The organism is Kribbella sp. C-35 (assembly GCF_046549195.1).
GTDB lineage: Bacteria > Actinomycetota > Actinomycetes > Propionibacteriales > Kribbellaceae > Kribbella.
The window spans coordinates 206322-224761 of the sequence record NZ_JAJPWG010000003.1 but is presented as its reverse complement, the minus strand read 5'-3'; the positions used below and the strand labels follow the sequence as shown (position 1 = coordinate 224761).

General features: G+C 69.0%; 22 protein-coding genes. 11 read left to right on the top strand and 11 right to left on the bottom strand.

The features are described from left to right. Positions 1 to 259: 259 nt before the first annotated feature. Complete coding sequence (locus ACLJOO_RS21125; RefSeq protein ID WP_410788931.1) at positions 260 to 1255, bottom strand: winged helix-turn-helix domain-containing protein; 996 nt, start codon at positions 1253 to 1255, stop codon at positions 260 to 262. 98 nt (positions 1256 to 1353) lie between these two features. Between ACLJOO_RS21125 and ACLJOO_RS21120 the strand changes: the two genes are divergently transcribed. Then, positions 1354 to 2271 (top strand): superoxide dismutase, encoded by a 918-nt coding sequence (locus ACLJOO_RS21120; RefSeq protein ID WP_410788930.1) that lies wholly within the window; start codon positions 1354 to 1356, stop codon positions 2269 to 2271. Here the strand turns inward: ACLJOO_RS21120 and ACLJOO_RS21115 are convergent. From ACLJOO_RS21115 to ACLJOO_RS21100, 4 genes are all read right to left on the bottom strand, one after another. Continuing rightward, positions 2268 to 2684 (bottom strand): MarR family winged helix-turn-helix transcriptional regulator, encoded by a 417-nt coding sequence (locus ACLJOO_RS21115; RefSeq protein ID WP_410788929.1) that lies wholly within the window; start codon positions 2682 to 2684, stop codon positions 2268 to 2270. The two genes, ACLJOO_RS21120 and ACLJOO_RS21115, sit on opposite strands and share 4 nt — an antisense overlap. Before the next feature lie 90 nt (positions 2685 to 2774). Beyond that, a complete protein-coding gene (locus ACLJOO_RS21110) occupies positions 2775 to 4091 on the bottom strand; it encodes a diguanylate cyclase (protein WP_410788928.1) in 1317 nt (438 codons plus the stop codon). Positions 4092 to 4253: 162 nt separating this feature from the next. Beyond that, a complete protein-coding gene (locus tag ACLJOO_RS21105) occupies positions 4254 to 5492 on the bottom strand; it encodes an MFS transporter (RefSeq protein ID WP_410788927.1) in 1239 nt (412 codons plus the stop codon). Positions 5493 to 5573: 81 nt separating this feature from the next. Then, positions 5574 to 6014 (bottom strand): hypothetical protein, encoded by a 441-nt coding sequence (locus tag ACLJOO_RS21100; protein ID WP_410788926.1) that lies wholly within the window; start codon positions 6012 to 6014, stop codon positions 5574 to 5576. A 147-nt stretch (positions 6015 to 6161) separates the two neighbouring features. Between ACLJOO_RS21100 and glnII the strand changes: the two genes are divergently transcribed. The 3 genes from glnII to ACLJOO_RS21085 are packed head-to-tail and all read left to right on the top strand — an operon-like array spanning position 6162 to position 8036. After that, positions 6162 to 7181, top strand: coding sequence for a glutamine synthetase (gene glnII, locus ACLJOO_RS21095; protein ID WP_410788925.1), 1020 nt, complete (start codon positions 6162 to 6164; stop codon positions 7179 to 7181). 58 nt (positions 7182 to 7239) lie between these two features. Next, positions 7240 to 7548 carry a hypothetical protein gene (locus ACLJOO_RS21090; protein ID WP_410788923.1) on the top strand — a complete coding sequence of 103 codons (309 nt, stop codon included), beginning with the start codon at positions 7240 to 7242 and terminating at the stop codon, positions 7546 to 7548. Beyond that, entirely contained in the window at positions 7545 to 8036 is a 492-nt protein-coding gene (locus tag ACLJOO_RS21085; protein WP_410788922.1) for a hypothetical protein, read from the top strand. The genes ACLJOO_RS21090 and ACLJOO_RS21085 overlap by 4 nt, the downstream gene beginning before the upstream one ends. Before the next feature lie 52 nt (positions 8037 to 8088). Here ACLJOO_RS21085 and acs read toward each other — a convergent pair whose 3' ends face one another. Next, positions 8089 to 10023 (bottom strand): acetate--CoA ligase, encoded by a 1935-nt coding sequence (acs, locus tag ACLJOO_RS21080; RefSeq protein WP_410789944.1) that lies wholly within the window; start codon positions 10021 to 10023, stop codon positions 8089 to 8091. Positions 10024 to 10299: 276 nt separating this feature from the next. Between acs and ACLJOO_RS21075 the strand changes: the two genes are divergently transcribed. Next, positions 10300 to 10440 carry a hypothetical protein gene (locus ACLJOO_RS21075; RefSeq protein WP_410788921.1) on the top strand — a complete coding sequence of 47 codons (141 nt, stop codon included), beginning with the start codon at positions 10300 to 10302 and terminating at the stop codon, positions 10438 to 10440. A gap of 1 nt (position 10441) precedes the next feature. On the opposite strand, the gene ACLJOO_RS21070 is transcribed toward ACLJOO_RS21075, so the two are convergent. Both ACLJOO_RS21070 and ACLJOO_RS21065 read right to left on the bottom strand, forming a co-directional pair. After that, positions 10442 to 10882, bottom strand: a complete 441-nt coding sequence (locus ACLJOO_RS21070) for a MarR family winged helix-turn-helix transcriptional regulator (RefSeq protein WP_410788920.1) — start codon at positions 10880 to 10882, stop codon at positions 10442 to 10444. 50 nt (positions 10883 to 10932) lie between these two features. Then, positions 10933 to 11277 (bottom strand): winged helix-turn-helix transcriptional regulator, encoded by a 345-nt coding sequence (locus tag ACLJOO_RS21065; protein ID WP_410788919.1) that lies wholly within the window; start codon positions 11275 to 11277, stop codon positions 10933 to 10935. A 73-nt stretch (positions 11278 to 11350) separates the two neighbouring features. Between ACLJOO_RS21065 and ACLJOO_RS21060 the strand changes: the two genes are divergently transcribed. Beyond that, positions 11351 to 11953: an NAD(P)-dependent oxidoreductase gene (locus tag ACLJOO_RS21060; RefSeq protein WP_410788918.1), complete on the top strand. Its 603-nt coding sequence runs from the start codon at positions 11351 to 11353 to the stop codon at positions 11951 to 11953. A 45-nt stretch (positions 11954 to 11998) separates the two neighbouring features. Next, positions 11999 to 12673, top strand: coding sequence for an SIS domain-containing protein (locus ACLJOO_RS21055; protein ID WP_410788917.1), 675 nt, complete (start codon positions 11999 to 12001; stop codon positions 12671 to 12673). Here the strand turns inward: ACLJOO_RS21055 and ACLJOO_RS21050 are convergent, their stop codons facing one another. Then, complete coding sequence (locus ACLJOO_RS21050; RefSeq protein WP_410788916.1) at positions 12674 to 13432, bottom strand: GntR family transcriptional regulator; 759 nt, start codon at positions 13430 to 13432, stop codon at positions 12674 to 12676. A 199-nt stretch (positions 13433 to 13631) separates the two neighbouring features. Here ACLJOO_RS21050 and ACLJOO_RS21045 point away from each other — a divergent pair, with 199 nt between their 5' ends. From ACLJOO_RS21045 to ACLJOO_RS21030, 4 genes are all read left to right on the top strand, one after another. Further along, positions 13632 to 14579: a glutathione S-transferase family protein gene (locus ACLJOO_RS21045; protein ID WP_410788915.1), complete on the top strand. Its 948-nt coding sequence runs from the start codon at positions 13632 to 13634 to the stop codon at positions 14577 to 14579. 89 nt (positions 14580 to 14668) lie between these two features. Further along, the gene (nhaA, locus tag ACLJOO_RS21040; protein WP_410788914.1) at positions 14669 to 15883 is read left to right on the top strand and encodes a Na+/H+ antiporter NhaA; all 1215 of its coding nucleotides are present in this window, start codon (positions 14669 to 14671) and stop codon (positions 15881 to 15883) included. A 53-nt stretch (positions 15884 to 15936) separates the two neighbouring features. Next, positions 15937 to 16374, top strand: coding sequence for a phage holin family protein (locus tag ACLJOO_RS21035; protein WP_410788913.1), 438 nt, complete (start codon positions 15937 to 15939; stop codon positions 16372 to 16374). Continuing rightward, on the top strand, positions 16371 to 17294 hold the full coding sequence (locus ACLJOO_RS21030; RefSeq protein ID WP_410789943.1) for an alpha/beta fold hydrolase: 924 nt from the start codon (positions 16371 to 16373) through the stop codon (positions 17292 to 17294). The genes ACLJOO_RS21035 and ACLJOO_RS21030 overlap by 4 nt, the downstream gene beginning before the upstream one ends. Here the strand turns inward: ACLJOO_RS21030 and ACLJOO_RS21025 are convergent. Then, positions 17236 to 17922: a hypothetical protein gene (locus ACLJOO_RS21025; protein WP_410788912.1), complete on the bottom strand. Its 687-nt coding sequence runs from the start codon at positions 17920 to 17922 to the stop codon at positions 17236 to 17238. The genes ACLJOO_RS21030 and ACLJOO_RS21025 overlap by 59 nt on opposite strands. 1 nt (position 17923) lies before the next feature. Next, complete coding sequence (locus ACLJOO_RS21020) at positions 17924 to 18430, bottom strand: SigE family RNA polymerase sigma factor (protein WP_410788910.1); 507 nt, start codon at positions 18428 to 18430, stop codon at positions 17924 to 17926. Positions 18431 to 18440 lie beyond the last annotated feature (10 nt).

Here is an 18440-nt window from a genome sequence, read left to right as displayed (position 1 = left end):
CTTCGGGTGCCACGACACCTTGCGGTGGGATGTGCTCCTCGCCAAGGCAGATCCGTTGCTCTGGGTACCGGATGCTGTCGCATGGAGCTGGATGCGAGGGGGTGAGCGGAGGCGCGCGGTGGCGTCGTTCTGTCAGCTGAAGGACGTCTGAACAGCGCGAAACCCGGCTCGTCCACCGTCCGGTGAGCTGCCGGGTTCACTTCCGGGGGACTCTTGTCCCTCGGCGGGATCAACTGTAGCGGGAAATTGGGGGGCTTGGTCAGGAATTCGCTATCTGCCCCGGGATGCCCTTGGATGCCCCGGTTAGGAGGTTGTGGGCGGTGGGGGTTAGGGCGTGGAGGGCGGTGCCTTGGGTTCTGTGGGTGGTTATTAGGGCGGCGGCTCTGAGGACTCGGGTGTGGTCGGAGGTGGAGGCTAGGGAGATGCCTACTCGGCGGGCTAGTTGGGTTGTGGTGGCGGGGTGGGTCAGGGAACGGAGTACGGCGGCTCGGGTGCGGCCTAGGAGGTCTGCCAGCGCGTCGGTGGCGGCGTCGTCCGTGGTTGGGTCGGTCAGGTCGGCGCAGGGGTAGACGAGGACAGGGCGGCGGTCGGGGGTGTCCATCGCTAGGCAGTTGGCGACCAGCGGAGACGGGTAAAGCTCGAGCCCGCGGCCGTTCAAGTGGATGTCCGCGGTCCAATCGTCAACCGGCCCGTACGTCGTCAGCACCGGAGTCGCCCACTCGACATCGGGATGCAGCGACGACAGCAGCGCGTCGATCCCACCGTGCAGTACCGCGCGCGACCGGATCCCGAGGTCAGCGCCGTACCGTCGCTGCAACTCCCCCGACGAAGGCACCAGCACCTCCTGATGGAAGTCCCGGACCGCGCAGCCAAGCGCCCGCCGCGACCCAGCGCGGCCGTCCAGCAATCCACGCATGTACCGGTCGATCTCCGGCGGCAGCCAAGGCTCCAACTCGTCCCGGATGACGGAGGCCGGCGTCTCCATCAACGCCTCAACGACCGGCTCCAGACCAGGCCCCGCCACCTCCGGGATCAGGAAGTCCGGGAACAGTCCGCCCGGCGAGATCAGCTTGAACAGCGGACGCATCGACCCCCGCACCCGCGGTGCCGCGGTACGCCGCCAGCGCCGTGCGACCGGCGACATCGCCCGATCCCCGAGCGCACGGGCCGCGAGCGCGGCCTCCCACAGCGGATGCGGCTCGGTGGGGAACGTGACCCGGCCGAGGTCCGCCGCGGTGAAGTGGACGCGGATCATCCCTCGATTGTGACGGCCGCGAGCTCACCCGCACAGACCTCTTCGGTTCAGGCCGAATCCGGTCGCGACGGGCCGCCGTACGCTCCCACCCTGGCCCGATGAAACGTCTCGCAGTCCTCACCGTCCTGATCCTCGCCGCCGCCACCCCATCGGCCACCGCGCAGGCCGGCGCCGTCCACCGACCGACGTCGTACGTCGTCTCGACCACCCCTGGCGAGAACCTCGAAGGGATCGCGGTGACGCCCGGCGGCACGATGTACGTCACCAGTGTCGCCACCGGCGCGGTGTACCGCGGCACTACCCGCTCGTCCCGGCTCAGCCTGTTCCTGCCGGCCGGCAGCGACGGACGTACCGCGGCCACCGGCATCCACCTGGACCGCTGGGGAAGGGTCCTCGTCGCCGGCGCGAGTACGTCGAAGCTCTTCCTGTACGACGCCCGCGGCCGGCTGCTCGACGTACGGAAAGCGTCGGACGGCTCGTTCCTCAACGACTTCACGATCGCGGGCGACGCCGTCTACGTGACCGACTCGGCGCACAACCAGATCTGGCGGGCGCCGCTCACTCGCGACGGTCTCGGCGAGCTCGAACCGTGGATCACGCGCGACCGGATCCAGCCGACGCCGTACTTCCTGAACGGCATCGTCACCGACGGACGCGTCCTCCTGGTCGGCGAGCAGGGCCAGGACGTCACGTACCGGATCGACCTCCGGACCCGGCGGGTCACGGTCCTCGACGTCCCGAACGGCATCCTGTCCGGCGACGGGTACCTGCTCGAAGGACGCCGGCTGTACGCCGTCTACAACGCCGGCGGCGGGAAGTACGTCACCCGGCTCGCGATCCTGAACGACGATCTGACCGCGGCGACGCTGGTCGCGGACTCGGGCCCGGGCGCGACCGGGGCGACCCCGACGACGATCGCCCGCGACCACGGCCGACTGCTGTGGGTGAACAGCCAACTGGACCTCGCACCCGGTACGCCGCCGTACACCGTGACCGTCGTACCGGGTCTGCGCTAGAGACCGTCCGTGACGCGCGCCAGGACGGCGCCTGCCTGCAAAACAAGTGTCCGGTCGGCTTCGTCGAGGCGGCTGAGGAGGTTGGCGAGCTCCTCGGCGGCCTGCCGGCCGGACGCTTCGACCGTCTCGGCGCCCGCTTCGGTGAGCACGACCGCGGTCGCCCGGCCGTCGACCGGGTCCGGTTCGCGCCGGACCAGCCCGGCCTCCTCGAGCCCCGCGACCGTCGTGGTCGCGGTGGGTTGCGAGCACGGGACCCGGGCGGCGATCTCGCCGATCCGGATCGGTTGCTCGTCGGCGATCAGCATCAGCGCCAGGAACTGCGTCGGGTGCAGGAGCGTGGTGGTCCTGCTCCGGCGCAGATGTCTGACGATTCGGTGCATGCTGACCAGCAGCTGCAATGCCTCCTGCGCCATCCAGATCACCTCCGTCGGGAAGCGCAATCCTGGCACAGGCACCCAAACATCTCCTACCGCTCCGGTTTCAGGCCGGATCGGGGCACCGGTTCAGGAGGGCGGCAGGTCGCCGTTGCCCGGTGCGGCGACGACGCGATTCCGGCCGGCGTCCTTGGCCTGGTACATGGCCAGATCGGCGGCCATCTGGAGCTCGTCGAGGCTGGTACCGGACTCCGGGTACGTCGCGGCGCCGATCGAACACGTGATGGGTCCACACAGCACCGGGCCGTTGGGGGCGGCAACGGTGACCGCCAGACCCGCGACGCGACGCCGGATCCGCTCGGCGGCCAGCGCGGTATCGGCCGCGGAGGTCTGTGGGAGCAGGATGGCGAACTCTTCACCGCCGAGGCGCCCGACCAGGTCGTTGTCGCGGACCTCGTGGCGTAGTTCGGCCGCGACCGCTTTCAGGGCCTCGTCACCGGCGTGGTGACCGTAGGTGTCGTTGATGGCCTTGAAGTGGTCGAGATCGAGATAGAGCACGCCGAGCCGGGAGTTCGTGCGTTCGGCACCGGCGAACTCACGGCGAGCAATCTCGTGCCAGAAGGCGGCGTTGGCCAGGCCTGTCTTGGGGTCGGTGCGTGACGCCGTCTGGAACTGCTCGACCAGAAGCGCGCGGTGCAGACCAAGGATGGTCAGCAGCAGAACCGCGACAGCCCACGGCTGGCTGAGCAGCAACGCGGCGGTCGCGACCCCCAGTCCGAGCGAGCCAGCCACGATCAGCTGATCCGAGAGTCGGCCGAGAGCGTTGCGGCCCGGAGAGTCGGGGTTGGCCATCATGATCGCGCCCGCGACCAGCGCGTAATTCACGAACCAGTACGCCAGGCCGGCCGCGACGACGGCGACAAGTCCCAGTGGGCCGGACGGGTAGCCCGGGTAGATGCCGGGACGGATCGTCGCGAGGACGACCGCTCCTGCGGCGCCGGCGAGCACGAGCGTCGTCGCGGTGAAGACCGAGCGGTACGGCGGAACTCGTCGTACCCGGAGCCAGGAATGCAGGTAGGTGCTGAGGATCAGCGCTACCGCCAGCGGCGGAGGCAGGATGAGGACGCCGGCGAAGGTCCACATTCCTTTGAGATTGACGTACGGAATGCCTTCGGCGCCGACCTTGCGCAGCCGCTCGATGTCGCGGGCGGCCTCGAGGTGGATCGCCGATCCGCCGGCGAGGACCAGCAGCCGGATCCAGTCACCGGCGGTGACCGAGACGAGGTCGAACGTCGATGCGACGACCACCACGGTGATGAGTTCGACGGCGAGGACGTAGCCGAGCACGCTCCGCGGCTGCGACCACAACGCCCACCTGGCCGGGCTCCAGCCCACGTCTTGACGTCGGCGTAGGCGACGCCGCGCCAGCCGATGCCGGATACTCATGAAAAAGACCTCCGCCTCACAGTCGGTCCTTGTCACAGAGTAGCCGTGATGTGCACGCAATGTCATGGCTTCCCTGATATTGCCTCGCTGCGCTGCCCCCCACATGCGCCCAGATCCCGCGAGAGGAGGACGCCGCCATGCAGAACAACGACTGGTGAACCGTCACGCAGGTTGTCGCGTGGCGCCGACGTATCCGTACGCCGCACCCGCCGCGACCAGTACACCCACAATTCCCGCGGCCGCCACGACCAGGGCCGGCGCCCACCGGTCCGCCGCGGCTCCCGCGACCAGCACACCGATTCCCTGGGACACGATCAGTGCAGTGCGCGCCAGGCCGAACGCCTGGCCGCGCTGCGCGTCCGGCACGTTCAGCACGAACGCCGCACTCGCGGCCAGCTGGTACGACGCACACAACCCCGACACGAACCACAACGCGACGGTCACCCACAGTCCCGGCTCGGTGATACAGCCGATCAGCGGCGCACAGGACCCGATCGCGAGTGGACCCATCAGCGTGAGCCGCCGCGCCGGGGCGGCCCGCGTCAGCAGCAGCATTCCGACCATCTGCCCGGCAGGGTTGGCCGCGAGCAGGACCCCGACGGCGGCCGGTCCCCCTCCGACCACCGCGGCGTACGGCGCGGCAAGTCCTTCGATGCTCACGTAGAAACCGGCGACACAGGCCAGCGCGACCAGGTACCGCAGCTGCCGATCGCTCCAGACGAGCCGCGCGCCGGCCGACAGCGACGGCCACCATCCCGGGCGCGCATCCGTCGTACCGGGCAACGGGCGTTCGCGAACGCCGAGCTTCAGCAGCAGCGCCGACAGCGCGAAGGTGACGGCGTCGGCCAGGAGCGCGTTCCCGGCGCCGAAGGCTGCCACCAGGGTGCCGCCGGTCACGAATCCGGCCAGTTGAGAGGCCTGCGCGGTGATGTTCGATACCGAGCTGGCCAGTACGAACTTGTCGCCGGTCAGGATCGATGGCAGCAGGGCGGCTCTGGCGGACTGGAAGGGCGACGCGAGCAACTGCACGGCGACGAGCAGCACGCACAGGATCCACAGCGAGGCGCCTGGGATTGCCATCAATGCGACCAGCACCGCGCGGGCGACGTCGCAGCCGATCATCAGCCGGCGGCGCGGATAGCGGTCGGCCAGTCCGGACAGCAGCGGGCCGCCGACGATGTCGGGCAGGAAAGTCAGCGCGTAGGTGACCGCGGACAGCCCGGCCGATCCGGTGCGGTCGAAGACGAGTACGGCGAGCGCGACCCGGGCCAACTGGTCCCCGATCACCGACCCGAGCTGCGCCAGCCACAGCCATCGGAACTCGGCCACGCCGAACACCTCGCCGTACGTGGCGGGCTGATCAGCGGGATCTGCGGACGACGGATGTGCGGGGCGGGTCACCACGTCAAAATACCCACGATCCGCAACCGGCCGCGCACACCACGGTGCGCCGCGGTGCGCCCTGCCCGCTCCTTGGTGTGCTCAGAGGTGTTCGGCGAGGACGCCGAGGGCGAAGGCCGTTCCCGCGAGACCGAGCATTGTCGTCGCGAGCATGATGAGTCGCGCCTGCAGCTTCGGCAGCTCGGCCGCGGTCGCGAACACGCGCTGCGGCCAGTGCCGCCACGAGACATACCAGAAGATCGCGGTGGCGATGAGCAGCAAGAATCCTTTGACAGCGTGGATCCACCAGTGCTCGTGGTTGATCGCGAGCAGCGCGCCACCGGTGAGCGCGATCGCGGCGATCAGCCCGATCACCTTCCATCGGCTGCCCGAGGCAATCACCGCGGTGAGCATCTCGCGGCCTTCCTGGTCCTTCCCGAAGTACTTCTTCAACTTCGGCTGCACCACGAACAACGAGTACGCCATCCCACCCACCCAGGCGGCGGCGAGGCCGGCATGGACGATCGCCAGAAGCACAGTCATCCCACGACCCTAGAGCCATCGGGGTTGTCTACGTCACGTCGCGGTTAACACGCCCGTCGCATCGAATCAACAGGCCCGAAACTGCCGGTTGACACCGTTGAACCAGGCTGGCCGCCCGATGCGTCGGCTGTGAGGAAAGGACCGACGGTGAGCTACAAAGCCGAGTACATCTGGATCGACGGGACCGAGCCGAGCGCGCGGCTGCGTTCGAAGACGAAGATCCTCGCTGACGGCGCCGCGTTGCCGGACTGGGGTTTCGACGGCTCGAGCACCAACCAGGCGCCGGGTGACAACTCCGACTGCGTACTCAAGCCGGTCTTCAGCTGCCCGGACCCGATCCGCGGCGGAGACCACAAGCTGGTGTTGTGCGAGGTCTACCTCGTGGACGGCACCCCGCACCCGACGAACCATCGGGCCGAGCTTCTTCCGGTCGCCGAGAAGTACGCCGAGCAGGACTCCTGGTTCGGCATCGAGCAGGAGTACACGTTCTTCCAGGAGGGCCGCCCGCTCGGCTTCCCGGCTGTGGGCTTCCCCGCACCGCAGGGCCCGTACTACTGCGGCGTCGGCGCCGACGAGGTCTTCGGCCGCGAGATCGTCGAGAAGCACCTGGACGCGTGTCTCGAGGCAGGCCTGGCGATCTCCGGCATCAACGCCGAGGTCATGCCCGGCCAGTGGGAGTTCCAGATCGGCCCGGCGGGTCCGGTCGAGGCAGCCGACCACCTGTGGATGGCCCGCTGGCTCCTGTACCGCATCGCCGAGGAGTACGACGTGGCCGCGACGCTGGACGCCAAGCCGGCCAAGGGCGACTGGAACGGCGCCGGCGCACATACGAACTTCTCGACCAAGGCGATGCGTGAGGGCTACGACGCGATCATCACCGCCTGCGAGTCGCTCGGCGCCCCGGGCAAGGTCGACGAGCACATCGCGGGGTACGGACACGGCATCGAGGAACGTCTGACCGGCGCGCACGAGACCGCCCCGCACGACGTCTACAGCTACGGCGTGTCCGACCGCGGCGCCTCGGTCCGGATCCCGTGGCAGGTCGAGGTCGACAAGAAGGGTTACATCGAGGACCGCCGCCCGAACGCGAACATCGACCCGTACGACGTGACGCGCCTGCTGGTGAACACCTGCTGCTCCGCGCTGGAGAAGGCCGGCCAGGTCTGACATCCACGCCTGGACAACAGCCCCCGGAGAAGCCCGGGGGCTGTTGTAGCCTCGCGGCATGGACCCGTGGCAAACGCTGACCAGCGACTACGAACAATCCCGGGCCCGGGAAGACTCCCTTGACCAGTTGATGGAGTGGGACGCACAACGCTCCCTGATCGGCTCGGTCGGGGGCAAGACCGTTCTGGACATCGGCTGCGGCAACGGCGAGAAGGCGATCGAACTCGTCCGCGACCACGGCGCGACCGCGACGGTCGGCGTCCTCGAACCGCAACTGTCCGAGGAGAAGAAGCAGCAGTACCCGCACAAGCAGGCCTGGCTCTCGCAGTACGTCGGCATCATCATCTTTCGGGCCCGGCCGGTATGAGAGTTCTGCACCGGACCGGGCAGTGGTGTCCGGCGCGGCAGGTCGGAGAAGTTGTCGCGTACGACGTGCGGATCCTGCCCGAGTACCAGGTTGCCGGTCGGCCGACGGTCGATCGGTGTTACCTGCTCCTCGACGAGGCGGCCCAGCTCACCAAGCCGGCGGTGTTCGAGGGCGCGCTCGAGGGGTGGTGGTATGTCGACCTGGTGGAGATCGAGCGCTCCGGGGACGACCTGATCGTGCACGACCTGTATGTCGATCTGCTGTTCCCGCCGGCGTTGAACCGGTATCAGGTCCTGGATCTGGAAGAGCTGGGCGATGCCCTGAGGGACGGCAAGATCACGGCCGCTCAGTGCGCGGACGCTCTGACCGCCACCCAGCGGTTCGTGCACCGGTACCTGCGCGGCGCGGAGGAAGGGCCCAACGGGCCGTCCGCGGCGTTCCCGCCGGCCGCGGTCGTCGAGCTCGAGCAGATGCCTTCTTTCCTCTGAACACAACAGGCTCCCGGGGGCGCATCCCCGGGAGCCTGTTGTTCTCGAGTTGTCAGTCCTCGTCGGACTTGCCGGCGGCCAGGTTGGTTTTGATGAGGTCCATGACCGTGGAGTCGGCGAGGGTGGTGACGTCGCCGACCTCGCGGTTCTCGGCGACGTCGCGGAGCAGGCGGCGCATGATCTTGCCGGAGCGGGTCTTCGGGAGCTCCGAGACGACCATGATCTGCCGCGGCTTCGCGATCGGGCCGATCTCCTTCGCGACGTGGTTGCGCAGCTCCTGCACCACGTCCGGTCCGCCGTCGCCGGCCTCCGAACGCAGGATCACGAACGCGGCGATCGCCTGGCCCGTCGTCGGGTCGGACGCGCCGACCACGGCGGCCTCGGCGACCTTCGGGTGCGAGACCAGCGCGGACTCGATCTCGGTCGTCGACAACCGGTGACCGGACACGTTCATCACGTCGTCGACCCGGCCGAGCAGCCACAGGTCGCCGTCCTCGTCCTTCTTCGCACCGTCACCGGCGAAGTACACGCCCGGCCAGCGCGACCAGTACGTGTCGACGAACCGCTGGTCGTCGCCCCACAGCGTCCGCAGCATCGCCGGCCACGGCTTGGTGATGACGAGGTAGCCGCCGGAACCGTCCGGCACCGACTTGCCCGCGTCGTCGACGACATCCACGCTGACACCCGGGATCGCCTTCATCGCGGCGCCCGGCTTACCGGAGGTCACGCCCGGCAGCGGCGAGATCATGTGCATCCCGGTCTCGGTCTGCCACCAGGTGTCGACGACCGGCGCGTTGTTCCCGCCGATGTGCTCGCGGTACCAGACGTAGGCCTCCGGGTTGATCGGCTCGCCGACCGACCCGATCACCCGCAGCGACGACAGGTCGAACTTCGCCGGGATGTCGGCGCCCCACTTCATGAACGTCCGGATCGCCGTCGGCGCGCAGTACAGGATCGAGACCTTGTACTTCTGGACGATCTCCCACCAGCGACCCTGGTGCGGCGTGTCCGGCGTGCCTTCGTACAGCACGGACGTGGTCGCGTTCGCGAGGGCGCCGTACACGATGTAGCTGTGGCCGGTGACCCAGCCGATGTCGGCGGCGGTCCAGTAGACGTCGGTGTCCGGCTTGAGGTCGAACACACCCCACTGCGTGTACGACGTACCGACGAGGTAGCCGCCTGTGGTGTGCAGGATGCCCTTCGGCTTGCCCGTGCTGCCGGACGTGTACATCACGTACAGCGGGTGCTCGGCGTCGAACGCCTCCGGAGTGTGCTCGGTCGACTGCTTGCCGACGAAGTCCTCCCACCAGAGGTCGCGGCCCTCGACCATCGCGGTCTCCTGGCCGGTGCGCTTCACGACGACCACGTTGCGCACGTCCGGGCAGTCGACCAGCGCGGCGTCGACGGCCGGCTTCAGCGCGGCCGGGGCGCCACGGCGGTAGCCGCCGTCGGACGTGATGACCACGCGGGCGTCGCAGTCCAGGATGCGGCCCTTGAGCGCGTCCGAGGAGAAGCCGCCGAAAACGACCGTGTGCGGGGCGCCGATCCGGGCGCAGGCGAGCATCGCGACCACGGTCTCGGGAATCATCGGCATGTAGATCGCGACGATCTCGCCAGGCTTGACGTTCAGCTCGAGCAGCGCGTTCGCGGCCTGGCTGACCTGGTCCTTGAGCTGCGCGTACGTGATCTCGCGGGTGTCACCGGGCTCGCCCTCGAAGTAGTACGCGACCTTGTCGCCGAGACCGTTCTCGACGTGCCGGTCGACGCAGTTGTACGCCGCGTTCAGCTTGCCGTCGGCGTACCACTTCGCGAACGGCGGGTTGCTCCAGTCCAGCGTCTCGGTCGGCTCGGTCGCCCAGGTCAGCCGCTTGGCCTGCTCGGCCCAGAACCCCTCGAAATCGGCCGCGGCCCGGTCGTAGGCGTCGGCCTTGAGGTTCGCGTTGGCCGCGAGCTCGGCGGGCGGCTCGAACCGGCGCTCCTCGTGCATCAGGTTCGACAGCGCCTCAGACTGGGCCTCGGGCTGGCCCTCGGACTGGGGTGACTCTGCATTCGTCACGTCGACGACTCCTCATCGCTGGCTTCGGCGCGCTGGAGCGCCCGGTTACCTTTCTACCAACGCCGACCCCACCACGGGAACCGGCGTATCGCCCAGCCGCTCCGAATCTGCGCCGAACAGCCTCCTCTGGAGGACCGGCGGCCGCGGATTTCCGGCGTACGGCGGAACCAAACCGGCGATGCGTGCATCGGACAGTATGTGAACCCGATGCAGCCGATGGTCCAGATGCCGACTCTCGGCGCCGCGGAACGCCCGAAGATCTCGCGGGCCGCGCGCCGCCGGGTACACGCCCGCGAACTGCGCGTTCGCCGGACCCAGAAGGCGGCCCGCGCGCAGCTTCCCGGCTGAACTACTCCTGGTGGTAGGTGAGCAGCTTGCCGAGGATCGTGGTCAGCCGGGTACGGTCGGTGGCTGACAGCGGAGCGAAAATCTCTTCCTGCGCCTTGCCGACCAGGGTCGTCAGCCGCCGGTACTGGCGCTTGCCGGCCGTGGTGATCGTGATGACGTTCCGGCGGCCGTCGGCCGGGTCGGCGCTGCGTTCGACGTACCCGTCGGCTTCGAGTTCGTTGAGCGCGGCAACCACATCGCTGCGGTCGATCGAGCTGCGCCGCCCGAGGGTCGCCTGACTGGCCGGCCCGAACTCCACCAGCGTCGCGAGCAGCCGGAAGTGGTACGCCCGCGCACCTCCGGCGGCGAACGACTCGGTGACGATCCGGTGCGCCTGGCCCGCACTCTGGGTCAGCAACCAGCTCGGCAATTCGGTCAGGGCGGTCGGGGTCTGCTCATCCACCCGCGCAGTCTAGGTCGTCAACGGTTCGCTTCCCGGGACGTTGGCTGGACCTACGATTCTTTGGCGTCCAGAAGTTCGTCCCAGTGGTCCTCGGCCCAGGCGCACATCAGCCGCAACGGTTCGAGCAGGCTGCGCCCGAGGTCGGTGAGCTCGTAGGTGACGCGGCGCTCGCATTCCGTCCGCTTGATGAACCCGTCGCGCTCGAGTCCCCGCAGCGACTGGGTCAGCATTTTCGGGCTGATCCGGGCCAGCGGGACGCGCAGCTCGGAGTACCGGCGCGGGCCGTCCTCCAGGCAGCGCAGCACCATACCCGCCCATTTGTCGGTGCCGATCCGGAACGGGAGCAGCGTCGACGGGCAGATCTCCTCGAACATGTCCGCTCGCAGCGCCGCCATGCTCACCACGGTATCCAATCGGTAACCACCCTCGCTTCTACGGTCGCCGTACCACTTTGTCGAGGAGGTTGCGGTGAGCAAGATTCTGGTGATCGGCGCCCGCGGACGCGCCGGGTCGGCGGCCGTCGCGGAGGCCCAGAACCGCGGGCACTCCGTGGTCGGTGTCGCCCGCACGACGTCTGCCGGGCTGGTCGTTGGAGATGTGACGGACGCGGGGCGGGTTGCGGAGTTGGCGGTGGGTTGCGACGCGGTGATCGCGGGGGTGTACGACGGCGGGAGCGACCCGGGTGAGTTCTTCGCGCGGGCTGCGCGGGCGCTCGTCGACGGGCTCGAGAAGGCCGACGTACGACGGCTTGTGTGGGTCGGGCTGGCGTCGATCCTCCCGACCTCGGACGGGACATTGCTGATGGACACCGAGGGATATCCGCGGGAGTACCGCTCGTTCTTCCTCGCCCACCAGGCGGTGCTGGACGTGTTCGCGGCGTCGTCCCTCGACTGGGTGTCGATCGCGCCGACCGGGGACTTCGACCACGCCGATCCGTCCCGCCAAGGCAGGTATCGCGTCGCGCCGGCGGATGCGCGGGAGCTGATCTCGTACGCCGACTTCGCGGTCGCGCTCGTCGACGAGGTAGACCACCCGGAGCACCACCGCGCGGCGATCGGGGTAGTGGTCTAGATGGGTGGGTCGCGGGCGCCGACGTACGGACGATAGGTTCGGCGTATGGCTGGGGCTGAGGAGTACCTGGGTAAGGCGTTGGCGATCGCGCAGCAGGCGGCCGAGACGCAACTGGGCGCGATCCGGGTGGCGGCGGGGCTGGTCGCCGATGCGCTCGCCGACGGGAAGCGGTTCTGGGTCTTCGGGACGGGGCACAGTCACACGCTGGCCGAGGAGCTGTACGGGCGAGCCGGCGGGCTGGCCGACGTACGGGCGATCCTCGAACCGGGACTGATGCTGCACGAGGGCCTGCAGAAGAGCTCGCTCCTCGAACGCCTCCCAGGCCTGGCCGACGTACTCCTGGAGATCAATCCGCTGGAGGCGGGCGACGTACTCCTCATCGCGTCGAACTCCGGGCGCAACGCCGTACCCGTCGAGTTCGCCCTCGGCGCCCGCGAACGCGGCGTGAAGGTCATCGCCCTGACCTCACTGGCCCACTCGAACGCCACGACCTCGCGAGCCCCCGACGGCCAACGCCTCTTCGAAACCGCCGACGTCGTCATAGACAACTGCGGCGTACCAGGCGACGCCCTCATCAAGATCCCCGGCACCCCGGAACCCACCGGCGCCACCTCCACCCTGGTAGGCGCCCTACTCCTCCAGGCCCTCACCGTAGAAGTAGTCACCCGCTTGACCGAACACGGCCAAACCCCCAACGTCCTCCGCAGCCTGAACGTCTAGTCAGGTGGCGCGGTAGGCGACTGTTATGTCGTAGCGGTCTGAGCGGTAGATGGAGCGGCCGAACTCAATGACCTGGTCGGTGGCGGTGCGGGGGGCCGAGGTGATGATGAGGCAGGGGGTGGAGTTGTCGATCTCCAGGAGTTCGGCGTCGCCTGGTTCGGGTGGGGCGGCGACGATGGAGGCGGAGACCATGCCCAGCGTGACGCCGTACCGCGTGGCGAGGATCGTGTAGAGGGACTTCTCGGCGAAGTCGATCTCGTCGAGGCCGGGGTAGCGGTTCAGGGAGAGGGCGGTGCGTTCGATCGCCATCGGGTCGCCGTCGGCGGTGCGGAGGCGGACCAGGTGCAGGACCGGCGTACCGATCGGCTCCTCGAGCTCGCGGGCGAGGTGCTCGTCCGCCGCGCCGACGCGGTGTTCGAGGACCTTGGCGCCGGGCTCGATGCCGCGGTTGATCATGTCCTGGCTGAACGACGACGCGAGCATCCGGGACGGGCGCGGCTCCGCGACGAAGGTGCCGCCGCCGGGGCGGCGATTGGCCAGGCCCTCGGCCACGACGCGGTCGACCTCCTGCCGGACGGTCATCCGGGCGACGCCGAAACGCTCGGCGAGGACGCGCTCGGACGGCAGCACGGTGCCGACGGCCAGCGAGCGGGTGAGGTTCTCCAGAATCTCGCGAATCTGGTCACCCTTCGGACGATCGGGCCGCAGCTCGGTGGGGAGCTCGGCGAGATCGCCGGGGTTGTTCCGTGGGCGGGCCATGAGGTCAGTATCCCTGGGAATCTGCCCGGCAAACCAGTGCCGGGGGGCGCGGGGCCGCGGTGTGTCTTACCGCGCAAAGAGCCCGCGACCACGTTGTCCCGGACCACCTTGTCAGCCTGACTGTAACGTCCGGTACCACTTCACGGCCAGTGACCATCCACAGGCTCAGCCAATTCCCAGCGGGGGTAAGTTTAACGTTATGACCCCGGGACAGTTCGTGCAGGAGACGTCGACGACCGGTGAGTGGAAGCGGCAGGGCAACAGATTCACCGGCCGGATCTCCCGGGACTCCACGGCAGCACCCGGCGAAGGCCCGGACGATCAGGGCCGCTGGCCGGTCGAGCCGGGTCGGTACCGGTTGGTCGTCAGCCTGGCCTGCCCGTGGGCGCACCGCTCGATCATCGTCCGCCGGCTGCTCGGCCTCGAGGACGCGATCAGCCTCGCGGTCGTGGACCCGGTCCGCGACGAGCGCGGCTGGCGATTCACGCTCGACCCGGACGATCGCGACCCGGTGCTCGGCCTCGCGTACCTGTCCGAGGCGTACCTGCGCACCGACCCGTCGTACGACGGCCGCGTGACGGTGCCCGCGATCGTCGACACCACGACCGGCGAGGTTGTCACGAACGACTACCCGCAGATCACTCTCGACCTCTCCACCGAGTGGACCGACTTCCATAAGATCGACGCCCCGCAGCTGATCCCGGCCGATCGCGCGGAGATGGACCAGTTGATCGAGGAGATCTACCGGGACGTGAACAACGGCGTCTACCGCTGTGGTTTCGCGACCAGCCAGGAGGCGTACGACGCGGCGTACGACGTCCTGTTCGCGCGTCTCGACGTACTGGAAGATCGGTTGAAAGACCGCACCTATCTCCTCGGCGACACGTTCCGCGAGGTGGACGTCCGGCTGTTCACCACACTGGTCCGCTTCGACGCGGTGTACCACGGGCACTTCAAGTGCAACCGCCAGAAGCTCACCGAGTTCCCGAACCTGTGGGCGTACGCGCGCCGCCTGTACCAGCTCCCCGGCTTCGGCGAGACCGTCGACTTCGACCAGATCAAGCGGCACTACTACGTCACCCACGACAACATCAACCCGACCGGCATCGTCCCGAAGGGCCCGGACCCGCTGGTCTGGATCAGCTAGCAAGTGCCGCCAGCGCCGTTAGAATGGCGTTGGTGCGCCGGGAAGTCTGGTCGGCAATCGTCCGACCGACCCCGAACGAAGGGCCGTCCATGAGCGAGCACCCACGGATCCGGCAGCGTAAGCGCGCATTCCCCCGCATTCTCGGCCGTGAGCGAGCCTTTCTCGCCGATACGCTGCGCGCCGAGACGACCGGCGGTCTGCTACTGCTCGCTGCGGCCGTGGTCGCGCTGGTCTGGGCGAACTCGCCCTGGCAGGACGCGTACCACCACGTCCGCGACGCACAGCTCGGTCCGCTCACCGTCGAGGCCTGGGCGTCCGACGGCGCGCTGACGCTGTTCTTTTACCTGGCCGGGGTCGAACTGAAGCGCGAGCTGGTGGTCGGGACCCTGTCGAAGCTCAACGAGGCCGTCGTCCCGGTGGTCGCGGCGATCGCCGGAATGGTGCTCCCGGCAATCATCTACCTGGTCACCAACCTGGTGATGAACGACGGCAAGCCGCACGGCTGGGCGGTGCCGACGGCAACCGATATCGCGTTCGCACTCGCCGTGCTGGCAATCGTCGGCTCGTCGCTGCCGAGCGCGCTACGGGCGTTCCTGCTGACACTCGCCGTGGTCGACGACTTCGGCGCGATCCTGGTGATCGCCGTGTTCTTCTCGCACGGATTCCACCTGCTCCAACTGCTCGCCGCAGTTGCCCTGATCGCGCTCTGGTACGTCCTCCAGCGCCGCCGCGTCCGTACGCCGTTCCTCTACGTGCCGATCGCCATCGCGGCCTGGTGGTTCATGCACGAGTCGGGGATCCACGCAACGATCGCCGGTGTCGCGCTCGGGCTCGTCACGCGGGTGGTCGCGGATCCCAGTGAGGACGAGGCGCCGGCCGAGCGGATCGAGCACCGGCTGCGGCCGTGGTCCGCGGCGGTCGCCGTACCGCTGTTCGCGTTGTTCGCGGCCGGGGTGACCCTGAGCGGCAGCGCCGTACGGCAACTGCTCACCGACCCGGTCGCGATCGGCATCGTCGCCGGACTGCTGGTCGGGAAGGCGATCGGGGTGTTCGGCGGATCGTGGCTGACCGCGCGCTTCACCCGGGCCGAGCTGAACTCCGATCTGGCCTGGCGGGACGTCGCGGCGGTGTCGGTGCTGGCCGGCATCGGGTTCACGGTCGCGCTGCTGATCGCGCAGCTCGCGTTCGGGTCGGACGCCGCCCAGGTCGAGCGCGCGAAGGCCGCCGTACTGATCGCCTCGGTGCTGGCCGCATTGATCGCCGCGCTGCTCCTGGCTCGCCGGAACCGCGCGTACACCGATTGACCCGCGGGTACGGGCGGTAGTGTCGGGGCACGGACGTGCGGGAAGGAGTCGCGATGTCGATGAACGGGGACGAGCCCACGGTCGGCCAGCTGGTCGCGAATGCCAGCAAGGACCTGTCCAGCCTGGTCCGCAGCGAGATCGAACTCGCGAAGACCGAGCTGAAGAAGACCGCGATCGCGGCCGGAACCGGAGCCGGGATGTTTGCGGCGGCAGCGTTCCTGGCGCTGCTCGCGGTCATCCTGCTGTGCATCTCCGCGGCGTACGGCCTGACCGCGGCGGGGCTGCACCCGGCCATCGCGTTCCTGATCGTCGCCGGCGCGTTCCTGCTGATCGGCGCGATCCTGGTGTTCATCGGGATGCGGGCGCTGAAGAGCGCCAAGGGTCCGACGCGGGCGATCGAGACCTCGAAGGAGTCGGTCGAGGCCCTCAAGGCGATCGGCAAGGGCGACGACGAGACGTACGCCTTGCCTGAACCGGGCGTACGGCGCTGAGCCCGGCAGGAGTCGTCGACCTCCTGGTCGACGGCCCCTGGTCGCACTCACTGGTCGCGGCCAACGGGGCCCGGTTCCACGTCGCGGAGTGCGGTGCCGCGAACGATCCGCTCGTCCTGTTCCTGCACGGCTTCCCCGAGTTCTGGTGGGCCTGGCGGCATCAACTGCCCGTCGTCGCGGCCGCCGGATACCGCGCGGTGGCGATGGACCTGCGTGGGTACGGCGCCAGCGACAAGACGCCTCGTGGTTATGACCCGTACACCGCGGCCGCCGACGTGTCCGGCGTGATCCGGTCGCTCGGCGCCACGGACGCGGTGATCGTCGGGCACGGGTGGGGCGGGTTCATCGGGTGGTCGGCCGCCGTACTCACGCCGCGGCAGGTCCGAGGGCTGGCTGCCGTGTCGGCGCCGCACCCGCTGTTACTCACTCGCTCCGGCCAGGCGAAGGCGCTGACGCGGAGCGCGTGGTTCCAGCTGCCGATCCTGCCCGAGCGCCGGCTGCTGGCACAGGACGGCATCCATATCGAGCGCCTGCTCCGCGCCTGGGCCGCGCCCGGCGGGACCTTCCCGGACGCCGAGGCGTCACGACGCTACCGGGCCGCTCTGCAGGTCTGGCCGGCGCCGCACTGCGCTCTTGAGTATCACCGGTGGTTCGCCCGCTCCCGGTTGCGGCCGGACGGGCGGAAGTATTCGGCCAAGATGCGTACGCCGGTCGCCGTACCCGTCCTGCAACTCCACGGAGCACGGGACGCAGCGGTGTCCCCCACGGTGACCACACCCCCGGACCTGGTCACAGCACCACTGCGCCACGAGCTCATCACCCCCGCCGGCCACTTCCCCCACGAGGAAGCCCCAGACCTGTTCAACACCCTTCTCGTGGACTGGCTGACGGACATCCACCCGCGGGCAGAACGCCGGTGACGCTGCCGACGGTGCCGATGACCTTCCAGCTGCCGTCCACGTCCTCGATCCGGTAGGTCAGGATCGAGCCGCGGCCACAGTCGTAGAAGATGCTGGCGTGCACTTCCTTGTGGTCGGCCTTGCTCACCACGGGGCCGAGTGTGACCATCGCAACCCGTCGGGCGGTGCAGGAGGTGTCGTCGCCACCCCACGCGACCGTCGCCAGCGGCCGGACCGCCTCCTCGATCCGCGCCTTCGCGGCGGCGGAGAACGTCACGACCGGAGCCGGGGATGCGTTCGACTTTTGGGTGTACGCACGCTGACCCTGCCCGGACACCTGCACGGTCTGCCAGCCGTCAGCGGGCTCGACCCGGCGCGCGATCGCGACGACGGCGGCAGCCCAGATGAGTCCGTCATCGGCGACCGCCGGCGTCGCCGCCGGTGGCGGATCGGAGCGGTCCGGGCGATGGACGCCGTACAGGACTCCGACCAGGACAGCGAGGACGGCGGCGGCCGCGAGCAGGATCGGGGCCGGGCTTCGGCGCCTGGTTGCCGCGGGCAAGTGATCGGTCAGGGTCTCGTGCTCGGCGAAGGTTTCCCGCAGGAGGTCGCCGAGCTCGTCGTCGGTCAGCCGGGTCGGCTTCGTCATGTCAGGCCTCCTCTGCGGGCAGTTGGTCGCGAAGAGCCGCCAGGGCTCGGGATGCGTTGGATCGGACGGTGCTCGGGGTGACGTCGAGAAGCTTGCCGATCTCGTCGTCCGGAAGGTCCTCGTAGTACCGCAGGACGAGCACGGCGCGCTGCTTGCGGGGCAGCCCGGCCAGGAGCCGCCAGACGGCGTCGCGCTGGGCCTGGCGGGTGCCGATGTCCTCGTCGGTGGGTACGTCGTGGGGCTCCGCGACCGGCAGCTCGCCGTGCTTCAGCAGTCGTCGCCAGCTGAGGAACTCGTTGAGCACCATCCGGCGCAGATAGGCCTCGGGCTGATCGACCTCACTGATCCGGCTCCACTTGCGGTACGCCCGCGTGAAGACGGTCTGGACCAGGTCCTCCGCACTGTGCCGTCCGCCCGTCAGCATGACGGCGAACCGCAGCAACCGTTGCTCGTTCGCCGCTACCAGTTCGTCGAACGACAACTCACGCCCCACCTCACTCGCTGTCACCGCCACAGTC